Annotated in this window: 13 protein-coding genes; 1 reads left to right on the top strand and 12 read right to left on the bottom strand. The window is 57.9% G+C overall.

Going from position 1 to position 15,961, the window contains the following annotated elements; all coding sequences use genetic code 11:
* Window positions 1–68: 68 nt before the first annotated feature.
* From IF654_RS06875 to ppsA, 9 genes are all read right to left on the bottom strand, one after another.
* Complete coding sequence (locus IF654_RS06875) at window positions 69–1,094, bottom strand: quinone-dependent dihydroorotate dehydrogenase (RefSeq protein WP_047276296.1); 1,026 nt, start codon at window positions 1,092–1,094, stop codon at window positions 69–71.
* A 181-nt stretch (window positions 1,095–1,275) separates the two neighbouring features.
* Entirely contained in the window at window positions 1,276–2,253 is a 978-nt protein-coding gene (locus tag IF654_RS06870) for an OmpA family protein (protein ID WP_194862642.1), read from the bottom strand.
* Between the two features lie 106 nt (window positions 2,254–2,359).
* Window positions 2,360–2,950 carry an RNA polymerase sigma factor SigX gene (gene sigX, locus IF654_RS06865; RefSeq protein WP_029611289.1) on the bottom strand — a complete coding sequence of 197 codons (591 nt, stop codon included), beginning with the start codon at window positions 2,948–2,950 and terminating at the stop codon, window positions 2,360–2,362.
* Window positions 2,951–3,040: 90 nt separating this feature from the next.
* On the bottom strand, window positions 3,041–3,865 hold the full coding sequence (locus IF654_RS06860) for a mechanosensitive ion channel family protein (RefSeq protein WP_047280958.1): 825 nt from the start codon (window positions 3,863–3,865) through the stop codon (window positions 3,041–3,043).
* A 2-nt stretch (window positions 3,866–3,867) separates the two neighbouring features.
* Entirely contained in the window at window positions 3,868–4,113 is a 246-nt protein-coding gene (locus IF654_RS06855; protein WP_047276304.1) for a hypothetical protein, read from the bottom strand.
* A 63-nt stretch (window positions 4,114–4,176) separates the two neighbouring features.
* Entirely contained in the window at window positions 4,177–5,172 is a 996-nt protein-coding gene (locus IF654_RS06850) for a CorA family divalent cation transporter (RefSeq protein ID WP_047276305.1), read from the bottom strand.
* 24 nt (window positions 5,173–5,196) lie between these two features.
* Window positions 5,197–5,688 (bottom strand): ribonuclease E activity regulator RraA, encoded by a 492-nt coding sequence (gene rraA, locus IF654_RS06845; RefSeq protein WP_047276306.1) that lies wholly within the window; start codon window positions 5,686–5,688, stop codon window positions 5,197–5,199.
* Window positions 5,689–5,837: 149 nt separating this feature from the next.
* Window positions 5,838–6,866: an alpha/beta fold hydrolase gene (locus IF654_RS06840; protein ID WP_194862643.1), complete on the bottom strand. Its 1,029-nt coding sequence runs from the start codon at window positions 6,864–6,866 to the stop codon at window positions 5,838–5,840.
* Between the two features lie 105 nt (window positions 6,867–6,971).
* Window positions 6,972–9,347 carry a phosphoenolpyruvate synthase gene (ppsA, locus tag IF654_RS06835; RefSeq protein ID WP_194862644.1) on the bottom strand — a complete coding sequence of 792 codons (2,376 nt, stop codon included), beginning with the start codon at window positions 9,345–9,347 and terminating at the stop codon, window positions 6,972–6,974.
* 177 nt (window positions 9,348–9,524) lie between these two features.
* Between ppsA and ppsR the strand changes: the two genes are divergently transcribed.
* Window positions 9,525–10,343: a posphoenolpyruvate synthetase regulatory kinase/phosphorylase PpsR gene (ppsR, locus tag IF654_RS06830; RefSeq protein WP_047276310.1), complete on the top strand. Its 819-nt coding sequence runs from the start codon at window positions 9,525–9,527 to the stop codon at window positions 10,341–10,343.
* Between the two features lie 86 nt (window positions 10,344–10,429).
* Here ppsR and prpD read toward each other — a convergent pair whose 3' ends face one another.
* The 3 genes from prpD to acnD all read right to left on the bottom strand — a co-directional run bounded on the left by prpD (window position 10,430) and on the right by acnD (window position 15,905).
* Entirely contained in the window at window positions 10,430–11,914 is a 1,485-nt protein-coding gene (prpD, locus tag IF654_RS06825; RefSeq protein ID WP_194862645.1) for a 2-methylcitrate dehydratase, read from the bottom strand.
* Window positions 11,915–12,077: 163 nt separating this feature from the next.
* The gene (prpF, locus tag IF654_RS06820) at window positions 12,078–13,268 is read right to left on the bottom strand and encodes a 2-methylaconitate cis-trans isomerase PrpF (protein ID WP_047276314.1); all 1,191 of its coding nucleotides are present in this window, start codon (window positions 13,266–13,268) and stop codon (window positions 12,078–12,080) included.
* A 45-nt stretch (window positions 13,269–13,313) separates the two neighbouring features.
* A complete protein-coding gene (gene acnD / locus IF654_RS06815) occupies window positions 13,314–15,905 on the bottom strand; it encodes a Fe/S-dependent 2-methylisocitrate dehydratase AcnD (RefSeq protein WP_047276316.1) in 2,592 nt (863 codons plus the stop codon).
* Window positions 15,906–15,961: the final 56 nt, after the last annotated feature.

Here is a 15,961-nt window from a genome sequence, read left to right as displayed (position 1 = left end):
ATGTCGTCCTATCCGGGCGGCGGGCTGCGGCCCAAGGGCTCCTTCAAGGAGCCCTTTTTATTGGGTGTTTATCGACGGGTGATGGCCGAAATAGCATCCACTGATTCGCGAATCAGCGCTGGCCCTTTGTAAATGAAGCCGGAATAAATCTGCACCAAACTGGCACCTGCCTCGATTTTCTCAGCCGCATGCTTGCCTTCAGTGATACCGCCCGCCGCAATAATCGGCATCCGGCCAGCAAGTTCTTCAGCCAGGACCTTGACGGTATGGGTGCTTTTTTCTCGTACGGGCGCACCCGACAGGCCGCCTGCCTCATCCCCATGCTCCATGCCCTCCACACCGACGCGACTCAACGTCGTGTTGGTGGCGATCACCGCATCCATGCCGGTTTCCAGCAAGGCACGCGCGACGAGCACGGTTTCTTCATCTGTCATGTCAGGTGCAATCTTGATCGCTAGCGGTACACGCTTGCCGTGACGCTGCGTAAGCTCGTTCTGACGCAGCTGTAAGGCCTCCAAAAGCTGCTTGAGTGAATCACCGAACTGAAGCGTGCGTAGACCCGGAGTATTCGGAGAACTGACGTTGACCGTCACGTAGCTCGCGTGAGCGTAAACCTTGTCCAGGCAAATCAAATAATCATCAACGGCCCGCTCAACCGGTGTATCGAAATTCTTGCCGATGTTGATACCCAGGATCCCGCTGTATTTGGCCGCCTGCACACGGGTCAACAAATGATCGACCCCCAGGTTGTTGAAGCCCATGCGATTGATAATGGCCTGCGCTTCAGGCAAGCGAAAAATCCGCGGCTTGGGATTACCGGGCTGAGGGCGCGGCGTCACGGTGCCGATCTCCACAAACCCGAACCCCAATTGGGCAAATCCATCAATCGCCGCCCCGTTTTTATCCAGGCCTGCGGCCAACCCTACCGGATTAGGGAACTCAAGCCCCATGACGCTAACGGGCAGCTTGGCTGGCGCCTTGCACAGCAAACTGTTCAGCCCCAAACGGCCGCCCGCTCCGATCAAATCCAGAGACAGATCATGCGAGGTTTCAGGGGAAAGTTTGAAGAGCAACTGGCGGGCCAGGTTATACATGGGCTCGATGGTCTCGGAAGGCGGCTGAAAGTGAGCGCGATTATAGCCGTGCCGAGCGGTAAGACGCGAGGGAAGTGTGGGACGCCGTTTCAGGCCTTCCCGGCTTGAGACATCGGGACTAAATCGCAGACAAAGAAAAGCCCGGCCTGAGCCGGGCTTTTCTGAACAGGCTAGCTAATAATTACTTAGCTTCTGCTTGAACGGTAGCTTCTACGCGACGGTTCAGAGCACGGCCTTCATCAGTTGCGTTCGAAGCAACTGGGTTGGCTTTGCCGTAACCCACTGCGTTTACGCGACCGGATTCAACACCGTCGTTAACCAGAGCTGCACGAACTGCTTTAGCACGACGCTCGGACAGTTTTTGGTTGTAGGCGTCTGGACCTACGCTGTCAGTGTAACCAGCAACAGTCGTGGTGGTCGCAGGGTACTGCTTCATGAAATCAGCAACGTTGCGGATGTCAGGCATGTACTGCGATTTAACAACCGACTTGTCGAAGTCGAACTTAACGTCCAGCTCAACCTTAACCACTTCAGCGATTGGAGCTTCTGGTTCTGGCTCAGCGATTGGTGCTGGAGCTGGAACTGGAGCAGGAGCTACTTTACCGCCGTTGCCGCCGAAGTTTACACCCAGGCCAACAGTAGGCGCGTAGTCCCACTTGCCGTTGTCCAGTTTGTAGTCAGCTTCAACGCCTGCACGGGCGAACAGGTTGTCAGTGATGTACCACTTAACACCAGCGCCAGCAGTCAGGAAAGTCGACTGGTCACGACCGCTGTGGCCGTCAGCTTCTACGTTGGTCATGCTCTTGTGAGCAACACCACCGGAAACGTAAGGACGCAGAGCGTCACCAACGGTGCCGAAGTGGTACTGAGCGTTCAGACCAAAGTTGTCGCCTTTGATTTTCTGGTGGCCAGTGCCGTCGTTCGAACGGGTGTGGTTAGTCTTGTCGTAGGTCAGGTTCAACGAGACGTCGTCGGTCAGGAAGTAACCGATCGATGCGCCTGGGTTGTAACCGTCTTCTACGTGCTTGACGCTGTCGTTGTACTGTTTTTTGTAGAACAGTTCACCCTCGACCGCGCCTTGGCCTTGTGCCAGGGCACCGAACGAAGTTGCGGCTACAAAGGAACCAATGGCAATGCCCAAGGTGTTTTTCAGTTTCATCCGTTAAATCCCCATCTGGTGATTGTAAAGCAGTCCCACATACCGGGGGACAACTCGGCGGCAAGTCTATCAGAACTTACCTACACGTAGAGCTATTTGCGCTGAACTAAGTTTCAGCAATGCCTGCAAATTTCTCACGCAATTTATCAAGAGCACGCTTGTAGCGCATTTTCGTCGCACTCAAACCCATATGCATTATGTCCGCGATTTCCTGAAATTCCAGTTCTGCGACAAATCGCAGCACCAGAATCTCCCGGTCGATCGGGTTCACATGCACCAGCCAGCGATCGAGTCCGCCCTTTTCCTCAGGTTTCGGCGCCTTTTCTTCAGACGCTTCCTCAAGGGGGTCAATACTCAATGCGTCCATCAAGCGACGCTTTCGCCGTTCTTTCCGATACTGCGTAATGCATTCGTTGTAGGTGATGCTATATAGCCAGGTCTTGAATTTCGATTTGCCCTCAAAATTCTTCAAGCCATACAGCACCTTAAGCATTACCTCCTGACAGACATCGTCAGCATCACGATCGTTCCCTAAATACCTTGAACAAACGTTGAACAAAGTGCGTTGGTAACGCCGCATCAACTCTTCATAGGCGCGCGTGACGTGAAACAACTCATCATGCGAGCGCGCCACCAGCTCCTCATCAGAGAGTTCGCGGGGGTCATAGCGCATGGATAGCGATTGGGCTTTATTCAAAACGAGTCGTGCCGACAGTCAGGTCAATGTCCGCCACAGCCGAGAACACAGGCATATTTGCGGCGGCATACATTAGCAGGGTTTGCCGCATCAGCGGCTAGTCACGTGCTGCTCCAGCAAGATCCGATTGGAGATGGAGACTAGCTCACCCTCCTCGGTCAGCAACGTGGTTTTAACCGTGCCGATCTGTTCGATCTGCCCTTCTATCTCGCCAACACGTACGTCTTGCCCAACCTGATACAGCTCACGCACATAGATCCCAGCAAGGATCTGACCCGCAATTTCCCGACTTCCCAACCCCATTGCCAGCGCAACGGCCAGACCAACGGTAATCAAAACGATGACAATCACATGGTTCAGCAGGTCAGTTTTGACCTCAAGCTGACTGATGGCCACTGAAATACTGATGATGATGACCAGCCCCTGAGCCACACGACCCAGCCCGCCAGCATAATCAAACCCGACGCTTTCGGCCGCGCCACGCACCAGACCGTTGAGCAATTGCGCAAGCAATACCCCCACCAGCAGCACCAGCAACGCACCAAAAACCTTGGGCAGGTAAAGCGTGAAAATGTCCAGCGTAGCTGAAACCCGCTCAAGTCCAAGGGACTGAGCCGCAGAAACGAGGAAAATCAACAAAATAAACCAGTAGACGATCTTGCCGATCAAGGTGGAGATCGGCACCTGGATCCCCGCACGACCCAGGATTTTAGTCAGACCGGTCCCGCCCATCAGGCGATCAAGGCCCAGCTTGGCCAGCAACTTCGACAGCAGGGTATCAAGCAGTTTTGCAACCACGAAGCCCAGCAGTACAACCACCAACGCCCCAAACAGGTTTGGAATGAAGTTGGCAATTTTGGTCCAAAGGGCGGTCATTGCCGTAACCAGGCTCTGGGTCCAGAGATCAAGTTCCATGTTCAATCAGCCTTATCAGCAGGGCGAGCAGCAGGTTTGCGTCGCGAAACGGGCGCAATATGAGCCGAACCGCTGTTCAAAGCAATCATCAGTGCCTGCACCCAACGGCCCAGAAGACTGAAAAGATCACCTGCACCCACTTGGCGGTTTGCAGTTTTCAGTACTCGGCCCAGGCATGCATCGTCGTCACGGGTCGACGGCTCAGCCTTGAGCATTTCACGTAAAGACTGTTCAAACGGATCGTGCATAAGCACCTCTCGGTATGTCAGTGAAAGACGCGGGCCACATCAACGGGGTCACATGCCCACCCTTCACAACCATTGCAACCGGCGATAAAACCACCACTGGCCCACGCCAATAACCAGCATGACGAGGCACGTAACAGCAAAGCCGTAAGGGTCATTGGAGAAGGGAACGCCCCCCACATTGATACCGAGTAATCCGGTAATAAAGGTGATGGGTAAAAAGATTCCGGTCAGTACGCCAAAGCGATACATGATGCGGCTCATGCGCACATTCAGACGCCGATCTTCAGCCTCAAGCACCAGCCCCACGCGCTCGCGGGTCAATTCCAGCTCTTCCAGGTAGCGGGTCAGACTGTTATTCAATTCGTTCCAGTAGTCGGCATCGTCCGCCGTAAACCACGGCAATTTGGTGCGCGTCAGCTGTCCGAAGATATCGCGCTGCGGTGCAAGAAAACGACGCAATGCCGCTGCCCGACGACGGATCTGCAAAATCGCGCCATGCTCAGGAGTGTACCGTTCGTCGGCATCTATCTTATCCTCCTCGTCATCGACGATTTCAGACAGCTCACCGATCAAATCCTGCACCTTTAATGTCAGGTGCTGAGCCAGATAGAGGATCAATTCAGCGGGATTTTTAGGCCCTTCGCCCTGATCGAACTCCGTCAGCAACTCATCGGTTGCACGCAAAGGGCGCATGCGCAGCGAAATTACCCGCTGCGCACTGCCGAAAATGCGCAGTGACACCATGTCTTCCGGCTCCGCCCCCGGATTTAGGTTCACGCCGCGCAAGAACAGCAGCAGTTCATTGTTGGGCAAAGGCAGCAGACGTGGACGGGTGTTCTCTTCGAGCAGCAAATCACAGCTGAATTCGCTCAGGCCGCTGGCGTTACGCAACCAGCTCTGGGTTTGAGGATGACTGCGATCCCAATGCAACCAGAGGCTTTCATGACTGTGCAACTCAAGGTCATTGAGCTCGGTGCGGGCAATCGGGCGGGCACCGCCCTCGCCGTCCAGCACCAACGCGTGCACCAGGCCCCATTGAGCGTTGTCTTCCTCGAACATCCGTGATCCTTAGCGGTTGCGCCGTTATTCCGGCATTTTCAAAGCAGTGGGCGACACAATGACGCCGTTATTGTCGGCGTAAATGTACTCACCCGGCCGAAACGTCACGCCCGCAAAGGTCACGGCAACATTGAGGTCGCCCAACCCGCGTTTGTCGGTTTTCATCGGATGACTGGCCAGGGCCTGTACGCCCAGATCCGTTTGCGCAATGACGTCGACGTCACGGATGCAGCCGTAAATAACCAGGCCTTCCCAGCCGTTTTTCGCCGCCTTTTCAGCGATCATGTCGCCCAGCAAAGCACGGCGTAGCGAACCACCGCCGTCGACCACAAGCACTTTGCCTTTACCGTCTGCCTCTGCCTGCTCTTTGACCAGTGAGTTGTCCTCAAAACACTTGATGGTCACGATTTGGCCACCAAATGAATCGCGCCCCCCAAAATTGCTGAACATCGGCTCTAGCACTTGAACCTGGTCAGGGTAGGCATCGCACAAATCAGGCGTGATGTAGTGGTTCATGGAAACTCCTTGGGAGAAGACGCTACAGGAAGAAACAAAGGGTTCTAGTGTTATAGACGCCAGCACGCAGCCAAGCTTTAAATGTTGCCCTACAGGTCAGAACACACGCTGGCCCCAGCCACACAATATGACCAGAACCACAAATCGCGTCACATAGTAGCCTCAACCTCGGCCTGTCGGAACCCCAACTGGGTATCGTCGCTTTGTTTGTCAGTGCCGGGGGGCTGCAGCGCCGTGTGGCCGTGCAACCATTCAAGCACCAAAGGCCAAACCTCGGCTTGAGCAGCGTCACTGTCCAGCATTTCAGCGTGCCCGAAATCAGAACTGAAACCGTGCGCATGCCCCAACGTAATGAATTTTCGCGCCTCTGAGCCCATTTGGTCATACAACGTGCGGCAAGCCCGCTCCGGCGTTTTCAGGTCACCCACCGCCGCGACTGCCATGATCGGCAAGCGGACTTCAGCCAGCCCCGCCCACCAGTCACGCTCGGCATCCTTGAAGCGCCCCAGAAAACCGTTCCAGCGTAAGGATTCCAGCGCAATGCCGATCGGTTCATCCTCAGGCCCGCGCTTAAGGCGCGTTCCAGACAGTTGCGCGCAGCGTTTTAGTAATAAATGAGCGCCCCACTCCACCGGCGGTATTTTCAATGGCCAGTAACGGCGATTGACCTGAGTGCCAAAAAACGCAGCGGAGGCTACGGCCGGCTCACCCAAATACTGACCGCCGAGTGCCGCGGCCAATGTGATGCCGCCTTGTGAATGCCCGATCCAGTGCGGGACCTGCCCGCTCTGCTCACGCACAAACGCAGCAATGGCCGGCAAATCGTAACGTGCGTAATCGGCCACGCGATTGTTGCGCCATTGTTGATTACGCACAGAGAGGCCATGGCCGCGCATCTCCGGCAACCACACATCAAAGCCTGCACGGGCCAAAAACGCCCCAAGCCCGACACCTTTCGGGGAGTACCAGAAACGCCGATTAGAAAAACTGCCGTGCAACAAAATCACGGGCACGCCCCGCGCCAGCCCGGCATCTGCCAGGCCCAGGCGGGTGACCGCCAATTCCACGGACACATCCGGGCTATTGGCGGGTTTCAAGCGATACACGTCTTCGCTCAGATCGCCCCGACGCTCGGCGCTGATCAGGGCAACGGGAAATAGATGACTGCTGCTTTGCATAATGCTCTTGCACAAAAAAGGGCGACCCCATACAGGAACTCGCCCTACCACTGCTTATATAAGGACAGGGCAATCACTGGACTGCCCTGCCCCTCATTTAACGACTCAAGCCTTGGCTTGACCTTCAGCCAGGAAGAACCAGGTTTCCAGCACGGTATCCGGGTTCAACGAGACACTTTCAATGCCTTGCTCCATCAGCCAGCGCGCCAGATCCGGGTGATCGGACGGGCCCTGACCACAAATACCGATGTATTTGCCGGCCTTGTTACACGCCTGGATGGCGTTGGACAACAGCTTCTTGACCGCCGGATTACGCTCGTCGAACAAATGCGCGATAACACCCGAGTCACGGTCAAGCCCTAACGTCAGCTGAGTCAGGTCGTTGGAACCAATGGAGAAACCATCGAAGTACTCCAGGAACTCATCCGCCAGAATCGCGTTGGACGGCAGCTCGCACATCATGATGACGCGCAGGCCGTTTTCGCCACGCGTGAGGCCGTTCTCAGCCAGCAAATCGATCACCTGACTGGCTTCGCCCAAGGTACGCACGAATGGCACCATGATTTCGACGTTCGTCAGGCCCATCTCATTGCGCACACGCTTCAGGGCACGGCATTCGAGTTCGAAGCAGTCACGGAAGTTTTCGCTGATGTAACGCGAAGCACCGCGGAACCCCAGCATCGGGTTTTCTTCTTCCGGCTCGTACAGCTTGCCGCCGATCAGGTTGGCGTATTCGTTGGACTTGAAGTCCGACAGGCGCACGATCACTTTCTTCGGCGCAAAAGCCGCTGCCAGCGTACTGATGCCTTCGACCAGTTTCTCAACATAGAAACCCACCGGGTCGTCATAACCGGCGATACGTTTGTCGACGCTTTCCTTGATGTCCTGCGGCAGACCGTCGTAGTTCAACAGGGCTTTGGGGTGCACGCCGATCATGCGGTTGATGATGAACTCCAGGCGGGCCAGGCCCACACCGGCATTCGGCAACTGCGCGAAGTCGAAGGCGCGATCCGGGTTACCGACGTTCATCATGATTTTGAACGGCAGCTCCGGCATGGCATCCACGGAGTTTTTCTTGATGTCGAAGCCCAGCTCGCCTTCAAAAATAAAACCGGTATCGCCCTCGGCACATGAAACAGTGACGCCCTGGCCGTCTTTCAACAGCTGGGTGGCATTGCCGCAACCCACCACGGCCGGGATGCCCAGCTCACGGGCAATGATCGCCGCGTGGCAGGTACGGCCGCCCCGGTTGGTCACAATAGCGCTTGCACGCTTCATGACCGGTTCCCAGTCCGGGTCGGTCATGTCGGACACCAGTACGTCGCCCGGCTGCACTTTGTCCATTTCGGACACATCTTTAATGATGCGGACCTTGCCAGCGCCGATGCGCTGGCCGATCGCACGGCCTTCTACCAGCACAGTGCCGGTTTCCTTGAGCAGGTAGCGCTCCATGACATTGGCCTGAGAGCGGCTTTTCACGGTTTCAGGACGTGCCTGAACGATGTACAGCTTGCCGTCATCGCCATCTTTGGCCCATTCGATGTCCATCGGGCACTTGTAGTGCTTTTCGATGATCATCGCTTGCTTGGCCAATTCGCAGACCTCAGCGTCACTCAGGCAAAAACGTGCGCGATCAGCGGGTTCGACGTCGATGACCTTGACCGACTTACCGGCCTTGGCTTCGTCGCCGTAGATCATCTTGATGGCTTTGCTGCCCAGGTTACGGCGCAGGATCGCAGGACGGCCTGCGTCCAGCGTCGGTTTGTGAACGTAGAACTCGTCCGGGTTAACCGCGCCTTGTACGACGGTTTCGCCCAGGCCGTAGGCGCCGGTGATGAAGACCACATCACGGAAACCCGACTCGGTGTCCAGGGTAAACATCACGCCAGCGGTCCCGGTTTCGGAACGCACCATGCGCTGTACGCCCGCAGACAGGGCGACCAGTTTGTGATCGAAGCCCTGGTGCACGCGGTAGGAAATGGCACGGTCGTTGAACAGGGAAGCGAACACTTCCTTGGTCGCACGAATCACGTTTTCTACGCCACGGATGTTAAGGAAGGTTTCTTGCTGACCGGCAAAGGATGCGTCCGGCAGGTCTTCGGCGGTGGCTGAAGAACGCACGGCCACTGCCACGTCGGGGTTGCCCTGCGACAAGCTGGCAAATGCAGTGCGAATTGCTTCGTTGAGCTTCTCCGGGAACTCGGCTTCCATGATCCATTGACGGATCTGGGCGCCGGTTTTGGCCAGTGCGTTCACGTCATCAACATCCAGCGCGTCGAGTGCCGCGTGGATCTGATCGTTCAAACCGCTGAGTTCAAGAAAATCGCGATAGGCCGCAGACGTGGTGGCGAAACCACCGGGTACCGAAACACCGGCGCCTGCAAGATTACTGATCATCTCGCCGAGGGATGCGTTCTTGCCCCCCACATGCTCTACATCATGGACGCCGAGCTTATCGAGGGAAACTACGTACTCTACCAAGGTGATCTCTCCACTAACTGTGTTGGAAAAGCTCAGGGCGCTGGACGCTCTACAGGGCGGCATCTCAGCGAATGTGGCCTGGACCTGGAAAATAAGTGACACTGCCTGACACTGAGGCCGACAAAATCGCGCCTATCATATCCAAGAATCGTCACCAGCTTAAGGCCCAAGGCGCAAATGAAACGATCTGCTTTCTTTATCTCCGATGGCACCGGCATCACCGCCGAAACCCTCGGCCAGAGTTTGTTGGCCCAATTCGAAAATGTGACCTTTAGCAAGTTCACGCGGCCTTATATAGACAGCGCAGAAAAAGCGCGGGCAATGGTACAACAAATCGATAACGCCGCCGAAAAAGACGGCGTTCGTCCCATCATCTTCGACACCATCGTCAATCAGGACATTCGTGAAATCCTCGCGACCTCCAATGGCTTCATGATCGATATTTTCTCCAGCTTCCTCGCCCCGCTGGAGCAAGAGCTGGCCGAACATTCCTCCTACTCGGTAGGCAAGTCGCACTCCATCGGCCACAACTCCAACTACATGGAGCGTATCGAGGCGGTGAACTTCGCCCTCGACAACGACGACGGCGCCCGCACCCACAAATACGACAAGGCCGACTTGATTCTGGTCGGCGTCTCGCGCTGCGGTAAAACCCCGACCTGCCTGTACATGGCCATGCAGTTCGGCATCCGCGCGGCCAACTACCCGCTGACCGAAGACGACATGGAAAGTCTGAAACTGCCCGCTGCCTTGCGCGAGCACAAACACAAGCTGTTTGGCCTGACCATCGACCCTGACCGCCTGACCGCGATCCGCAACGAGCGCAAACCCAACAGCCGCTACTCCAGCTTTGCCCAATGTGAATTCGAAGTGCGCGAAGTCGAAAACCTGTTCAAACGCGAAAACATCCCGCACATCAACTCCACGCATTTTTCCGTGGAGGAAATCTCGGCCAAGATCCTGGTCGAGAAAGGCGTGGAACGCCGCTTCAAATAAACCTCGCCTGTCGCACTGCCACCGGCTGCACTACGCAAGCGGATGAGCCCCGAGTGCAGCCTGTTGCAGTGATGACAAAGGCGGGTTTAGATCACCCACTTCTCGACAAACTCATTGACCGGCGTCGACTCAAGCCGTGCCTGGTCGTTGCACAGTTCAACAATCTGCGCGCAACGCTGCCCTGTAAAACGCGTCGCCAGGTTATGCCTGAACTTCTCTTCCAGCAGCACAATGCCTTGCGCCCGGCGCCGACGATGGCCTATCGGGTACTCCACGACCACTTGTTGCGTGCTGGAACCATCGGTGAAAAAGACCTGTATGGCGTTGGCAATCGACCGCTTGTCGGCCTCCAGATACTCCCGGGTAAAACGTGGGTCTTCGACGATGTGCATCTTCTCCCGCAGCTCATCAATGATCGGATGCGCCGCATGGAAATCGTCCTCGTACTGTTCAGCCACCAGATTGCCAAACGCCAGGGGCACGGCGGTCATGTATTGCAGGCAATGATCGCGATCTGCAGCATTGGCGAGTTTGCCCTGCTTGGAAATGATCCGGATCGCCGATTCGTGGGTGGTAATGACGATTTTCTCGATCTCATGCAGCCGATCCCTGACCTGCGGATGCAAGGTGACGGCAGCTTCGCAGGCGGTTTGCGCATGAAATTCCGCCGGAAAACTGACCTTGAACAGCACGTTCTCCATCACATAAGTGCCATACGGCTGCGCCAGCGTGAACGCGCGCTGGCCTTCAGGTTTGAGGGCCAAATCCTTATTGGTATGGCTGAAGAGCACATCATAAAAGCCCCATTGCGGCGCTGTGAGAGCCCCGGGAATACCCATTTCTCCCCGCAGCGCGATGTCGGCCAGACGCACTCCACGGCTGGTGGCATCCCCCGCCGCCCACGATTTGCGCGAGCCGGCATTGGGCGCGTGGCGGTAGGTGCGCAAGGCCTGACCGTCCACAAATGCGTGCGACAGCGCTGACAACAGCTGTTCGCGACCCGCCCCCATCAGCTTGGCGCACACGGCCGTCGAGGCGACTTTCACCAATAACACATGGTCGAGGCCGACTCGGTTGAACGAGTTTTCCAGCGCGATCACGCCCTGAATCTCATGCGCCATGATCATTGCGTCGAGCACGTCGCGCACCGTCAGGGGCGCTTGCCCCTTGGCCACGCGCTGCTGTGAGAGGTGATCGGCCACCGCCAGAATCCCGCCGAGATTGTCCGAAGGATGCCCCCACTCCGCAGCCAGCCAGGTGTCGTTGTAATCCAGCCAACGCACGCAGCAACCGATGTCCCACGCCGCTTTTACGGGATCGAGCCGGTAGGACGTACCGGGCACTCGCGCACCGAATGGCACCACGGTGCCTTCGACCAGCGGCCCGAGGTGCTTGGTGCACTCCGGAAAACGCAGGGCCAGCAAACCGCATCCCAACGTATCCATCAGGCAGTAACGGGCTGTGTTCAGGGCTTCGGGCGACGTGATGCGGTAATTAAGGACGTAATCGGCAATGTCCTGCAAAACCTGGTCATAGTCGGGACGGATATTGAGGTCGACATTGGCGCTCATGGGGTGTCTCCAGAACAGTCAGTGAGTGGTGTGTTCCATCCTCAGGTTTATCGTGATGGTGCAGGTCTCAAGTGCCCGCTCAATAGTGCCTGTGCACCTTGGCCCGTCACCCCGCCCTTCACCTGACGGAAAAGGGCGGGATGAGGGAAAAGGGTTCACACGGTCAAAAGGAATCGCCCGGCACTCGTACCCAGCCTTCCATCAGCACCCGCGCGCTGCGGCTCATGATGGCTTTGGTGACGGTCCATTCGCCGTTGACCTGCTGCGCCTGTGCGCCGACGCGCAACGTCCCTGAAGGGTGGCCAAAACGCACGGCATCACGGGTTTCGCCGCCAGCCGCCAGGTTCACCAACGTGCCGGGAATGGCGGCCGCGGTGCCAATCGCAACGGCTGCCGTGCCCATCATGGCGTGGTGCAATTTACCCATCGACAGCGCCCGCACCAGCAGATCCACATCCTGCACCTTGACCGCTTTGCCGCTGGACGACACGTAATCCGCAGGTGCCGCTACAAAGGCGACTTTCGGGGTGTGCTGGCGTTTGGCGGCTTCTTCCACGGAGCCGATCAGCCCCATGCGCAGCGCCCCGTAGGCCCGGATGGTTTCAAACATGGCCAGGGCCTTGGCATCACTGTTGATGTCGCTTTGCAGTTCCGTACCGCTGTAACCAATGTCGCGGGCATTGACGAAAATAGTGGGAATGCCAGCATTGATCATAGTCACGTTCAGGGTGCCGACGCCGGGTACGTCCAGCTCATCGACCACATGCCCGGTGGGGAACATGGAGCCACCGGCGCCGTCTTCATCCGCCGCCGGATCAAGGAACTCCAACTGCACTTCGGCGGCCGGAAACGTAACGCCATCCAGCTCAAAATCGCCCGTTTCCTGCACGGCTGAGTCCGTGATGGGGACATGGGCAATGATGGTTTTCCCGATATTGGCTTGCCAGATTCGCACTACGGCAGTGCCGTTCTGCGGAATGCGTGACGCGTCCACCAGGCCGCTGCTGATGGCAAAGGAGCCGACGGCGGCCGACAGGTTGCCGCAGTTGCCGCTCCAGTCCACGAACGGTTTGTCGATGGCGACCTGACCAAACAAATAGTCGACGTCGTGATCCGGTCGCAGGCTCTTGCTCACAATCACCGTTTTGCTGGTACTGGACGTCGCGGCGCCCATGCCGTCGATTTGTTTTTCGTAAGGGTCCGGGCTGCCAATGACCCGCAGCAACAAGGCATCACGGGCCGCGCCCGGCACCTGCGCGATCGCGGGCAAGTCGAGCAGACTGAAAAACACACCTTTACTGGTACCGCCCCGCATATACGTCGCCGGGATTTTTATTTGCGCTGCATAAGCCATGACACAGTCCTGTTTAGGCCGGGGCGAGGCGCCCCGGCGCTGTGATTACGCGGTGGCCGATTCCAGGAAGTCTTGCGCGAAACGCTGCAACACGCCGCCCGCTTCATAGATCGAGACTTCTTCAGCCGTGTCCAGACGGCACGTTACAGGCACTTCGATGCGCTCGCCGTTCTTGCGCGTGATGACCAGCGTCAGCGTGGCACGCGGGGTCCGCTCCCCCATCACGTCGTAGATCTCGCTGCCGTCCAGCGCCAGGGTTTTGCGGTTGGTGCCCGGCAGGAACTCAAGCGGCAGAACGCCCATGCCCACCAGGTTAGTGCGGTGGATGCGCTCGAAACCCTCGGCGACGATGGCTTCCACGCCCGCCAGCCGCACGCCCTTGGCCGCCCAGTCGCGGGAAGAACCCTGGCCGTAATCGGCACCGGCGACAATGATCAGCGGCTGCTTGCGCTCCATGTACGTCTCAATGGCTTCCCACATGCGCATCACCTTGCCTTCAGGCTCCAGCCGCGTCAGTGAGCCCTGTTTGACCTTGCCGTCCTCCATCACCATTTCATTGAACAGTTTCGGGTTGGCAAAGGTGGCACGCTGCGCAGTCAGGTGGTCACCGCGGTGGGTCGCGTAGGAGTTGAAGTCAACTTCCGGCAGGCCCATTTTCGCCAGGTACTCACCGGCCGCGCTGTCGAGCATGATCGCGTTGGACGGCGACAAGTGGTCAGTGGTGATGTTGTCGGGCAGCACCGCCAGCGGGCGCATGCCCTTGAGTGGACGCGCGCCGGCCAGTGCGCCTTCCCAGTAAGGCGGGCGGCGAATGTAGGTGCTTTGCGGGCGCCAGTCATACAGCGGCTCGACTTTCGGGCCGGTGTCTTCGTGAATCGCGAACATGGGGATGTAGACCTGACGGAACTGCTCCGGCTTGACCGCCGACTTGACCACCGCGTCGATTTCTTCGTCGCTCGGCCAGATGTCTTTGAGGCGGATTTCAGTGCCGTTGGCGTCCCGTCCCAACACATCTTTCTCGATGTCAAAACGGATGGTGCCCGCTATCGCGTAGGCAACCACCAAGGGTGGCGAGGCGAGAAACGCTTGCTTGGCGTAAGGATGAATACGCCCGTCGAAGTTACGGTTACCCGACAGCACGGCCGTGGCGTACAGGTCACGGTCGATGATCTCCTGCTGGATGTGCGGGTCCAGCGCACCCGACATGCCGTTGCACGTGGTGCAGGCAAACGCCACGACACCAAAGCCCAACTGCTCCAGTTCATCGGTCAGCCCGGCTTCGTCCAGGTACAAGGCGACGGTTTTCGAGCCCGGCGCCAGCGACGATTTGACCCACGGTTTACGGGTCAGTCCCAGGCGGTTGGCGTTACGGGCAATCAGGCCTGCCGCGATCACGTTGCGCGGGTTGCTGGTATTGGTGCAACTGGTAATGGCCGCGATGATGACCGCGCCATCCGGCATTTGCCCCGGCACGTCGTCCCATTGGCCAGCGATGCCTTTGGCGGCCAGATCGCTGGTAGCCACCCGGGCGTGCGGGTTGCTCGGGCCCGCCATGTTGCGCACGACGCTGGACAGGTCAAAGCTCAAACGGCGCTCGTATTGCGCGTCTTTGAGGCTGTCAGCCCACAGGCCGCTGACCTTGGCGTAGGTTTCCACCAACTGCACCTGTTGGTCCTCGCGCCCGGTCAGCTTGAGGTAGTCGATGGTTTGCCGGTCGATATAGAACATCGCCGCCGTGGCGCCATATTCCGGGGCCATGTTGGAAATCGTTGCGCGGTCGCCCAAGGTCAGCGCCGCGGCCCCTTCACCGAAGAACTCCAGCCAGGCGCCGACCACTTTTTGCTTGCGCAGGAACTCAGTGAGGGCCAGCACCATGTCCGTCGCCGTGATGCCCGGCTGTAATTTACCGGTCAGCTCAACGCCAACGATCTCGGGCAACCGCATCCAGGACGCACGGCCCAGCATCACGCTTTCGGCTTCCAGCCCGCCAACGCCAATCGCAATCACCCCCAGCGAGTCGACGTGGGGCGTGTGGCTGTCGGTGCCGACGCAGGTATCAGGGAACGCCACGCCGTCACGCACCTGAATCACCGGCGACATTTTCTCCAGGTTGATCTGGTGCATGATGCCGTTGCCCGGCGGGATCACGTCGACGTTTTTGAAGGCTTTTTTGGTCCATTCAATGAAGTGGAAACGGTCTTCGTTACGGCGGTCCTCGATGGCGCGGTTCTTTTCGAACGCCTCAGGGTCATAACCGCCGCATTCCACTGCCAGCGAATGGTCAACGATCAGTTGGGTCGGCACCACCGGGTTAACTTGCGCCGGGTCGCCGCCTTGTTGGGCGATGGCATCACGCAGGCCAGCCAGGTCAACCAGCGCGGTCTGGCCGAGAATGTCGTGGCACACCACGCGGGCCGGGAACCACGGGAAGTCGAGGTCACGCTTGCGTTCGATCAACTGGCTCAGCGAAGCATTGAGGGTCGCCGGATCGCAGCGACGCACCAGGTTTTCGGCCAGTACGCGGGAAGTGTACGGCAGCGTGTCATAAGCGCCGGGCTTGATCGCATCGACCGCCGCGCGGGTGTCGAAATAATCCAGCCGGGTGCCCGGAAGTGTTTTGCGAAATTCAGTGTTCATTGGCATGGGACTCGATCACGGTTAGGTCGGGGCCGCCACACGCGGCGCCGTCAGGC

The sequence above is a fragment of the Pseudomonas lundensis genome, assembly GCF_015377145.2.
Taxonomy (GTDB): domain Bacteria; phylum Pseudomonadota; class Gammaproteobacteria; order Pseudomonadales; family Pseudomonadaceae; genus Aquipseudomonas; species Aquipseudomonas lundensis.
This window is presented reverse-complemented; position numbering and strand designations above follow the sequence as displayed.

Excerpts from the sequence above, each read along its gene's own strand:
- IF654_RS06875 (WP_047276296.1), bottom strand. The coding sequence starts at position 1,094 with ATGTATAACCTGGCCCGCCAGTTGCTCTTCAAACTTTCCCCTGAAACC.
- IF654_RS06870 (WP_194862642.1), bottom strand. The coding sequence starts at position 2,253 with ATGAAACTGAAAAACACCTTGGGCATTGCCATTGGTTCCTTTGTAGCC.
- IF654_RS06860 (WP_047280958.1), bottom strand. The coding sequence starts at position 3,865 with ATGGAACTTGATCTCTGGACCCAGAGCCTGGTTACGGCAATGACCGCC.
- IF654_RS06855 (WP_047276304.1), bottom strand. The coding sequence starts at position 4,113 with ATGCACGATCCGTTTGAACAGTCTTTACGTGAAATGCTCAAGGCTGAG.
- IF654_RS06850 (WP_047276305.1), bottom strand. The coding sequence starts at position 5,172 with ATGTTCGAGGAAGACAACGCTCAATGGGGCCTGGTGCACGCGTTGGTG.
- rraA (WP_047276306.1), bottom strand. The coding sequence starts at position 5,688 with ATGAACCACTACATCACGCCTGATTTGTGCGATGCCTACCCTGACCAG.
- IF654_RS06840 (WP_194862643.1), bottom strand. The coding sequence starts at position 6,866 with ATGCAAAGCAGCAGTCATCTATTTCCCGTTGCCCTGATCAGCGCCGAG.
- ppsR (WP_047276310.1), top strand. The coding sequence starts at position 9,525 with ATGAAACGATCTGCTTTCTTTATCTCCGATGGCACCGGCATCACCGCC.
- prpD (WP_194862645.1), bottom strand. The coding sequence starts at position 11,914 with ATGAGCGCCAATGTCGACCTCAATATCCGTCCCGACTATGACCAGGTT.
- prpF (WP_047276314.1), bottom strand. The coding sequence starts at position 13,268 with ATGGCTTATGCAGCGCAAATAAAAATCCCGGCGACGTATATGCGGGGC.
- acnD (WP_047276316.1), bottom strand. The coding sequence starts at position 15,905 with ATGAACACTGAATTTCGCAAAACACTTCCGGGCACCCGGCTGGATTAT.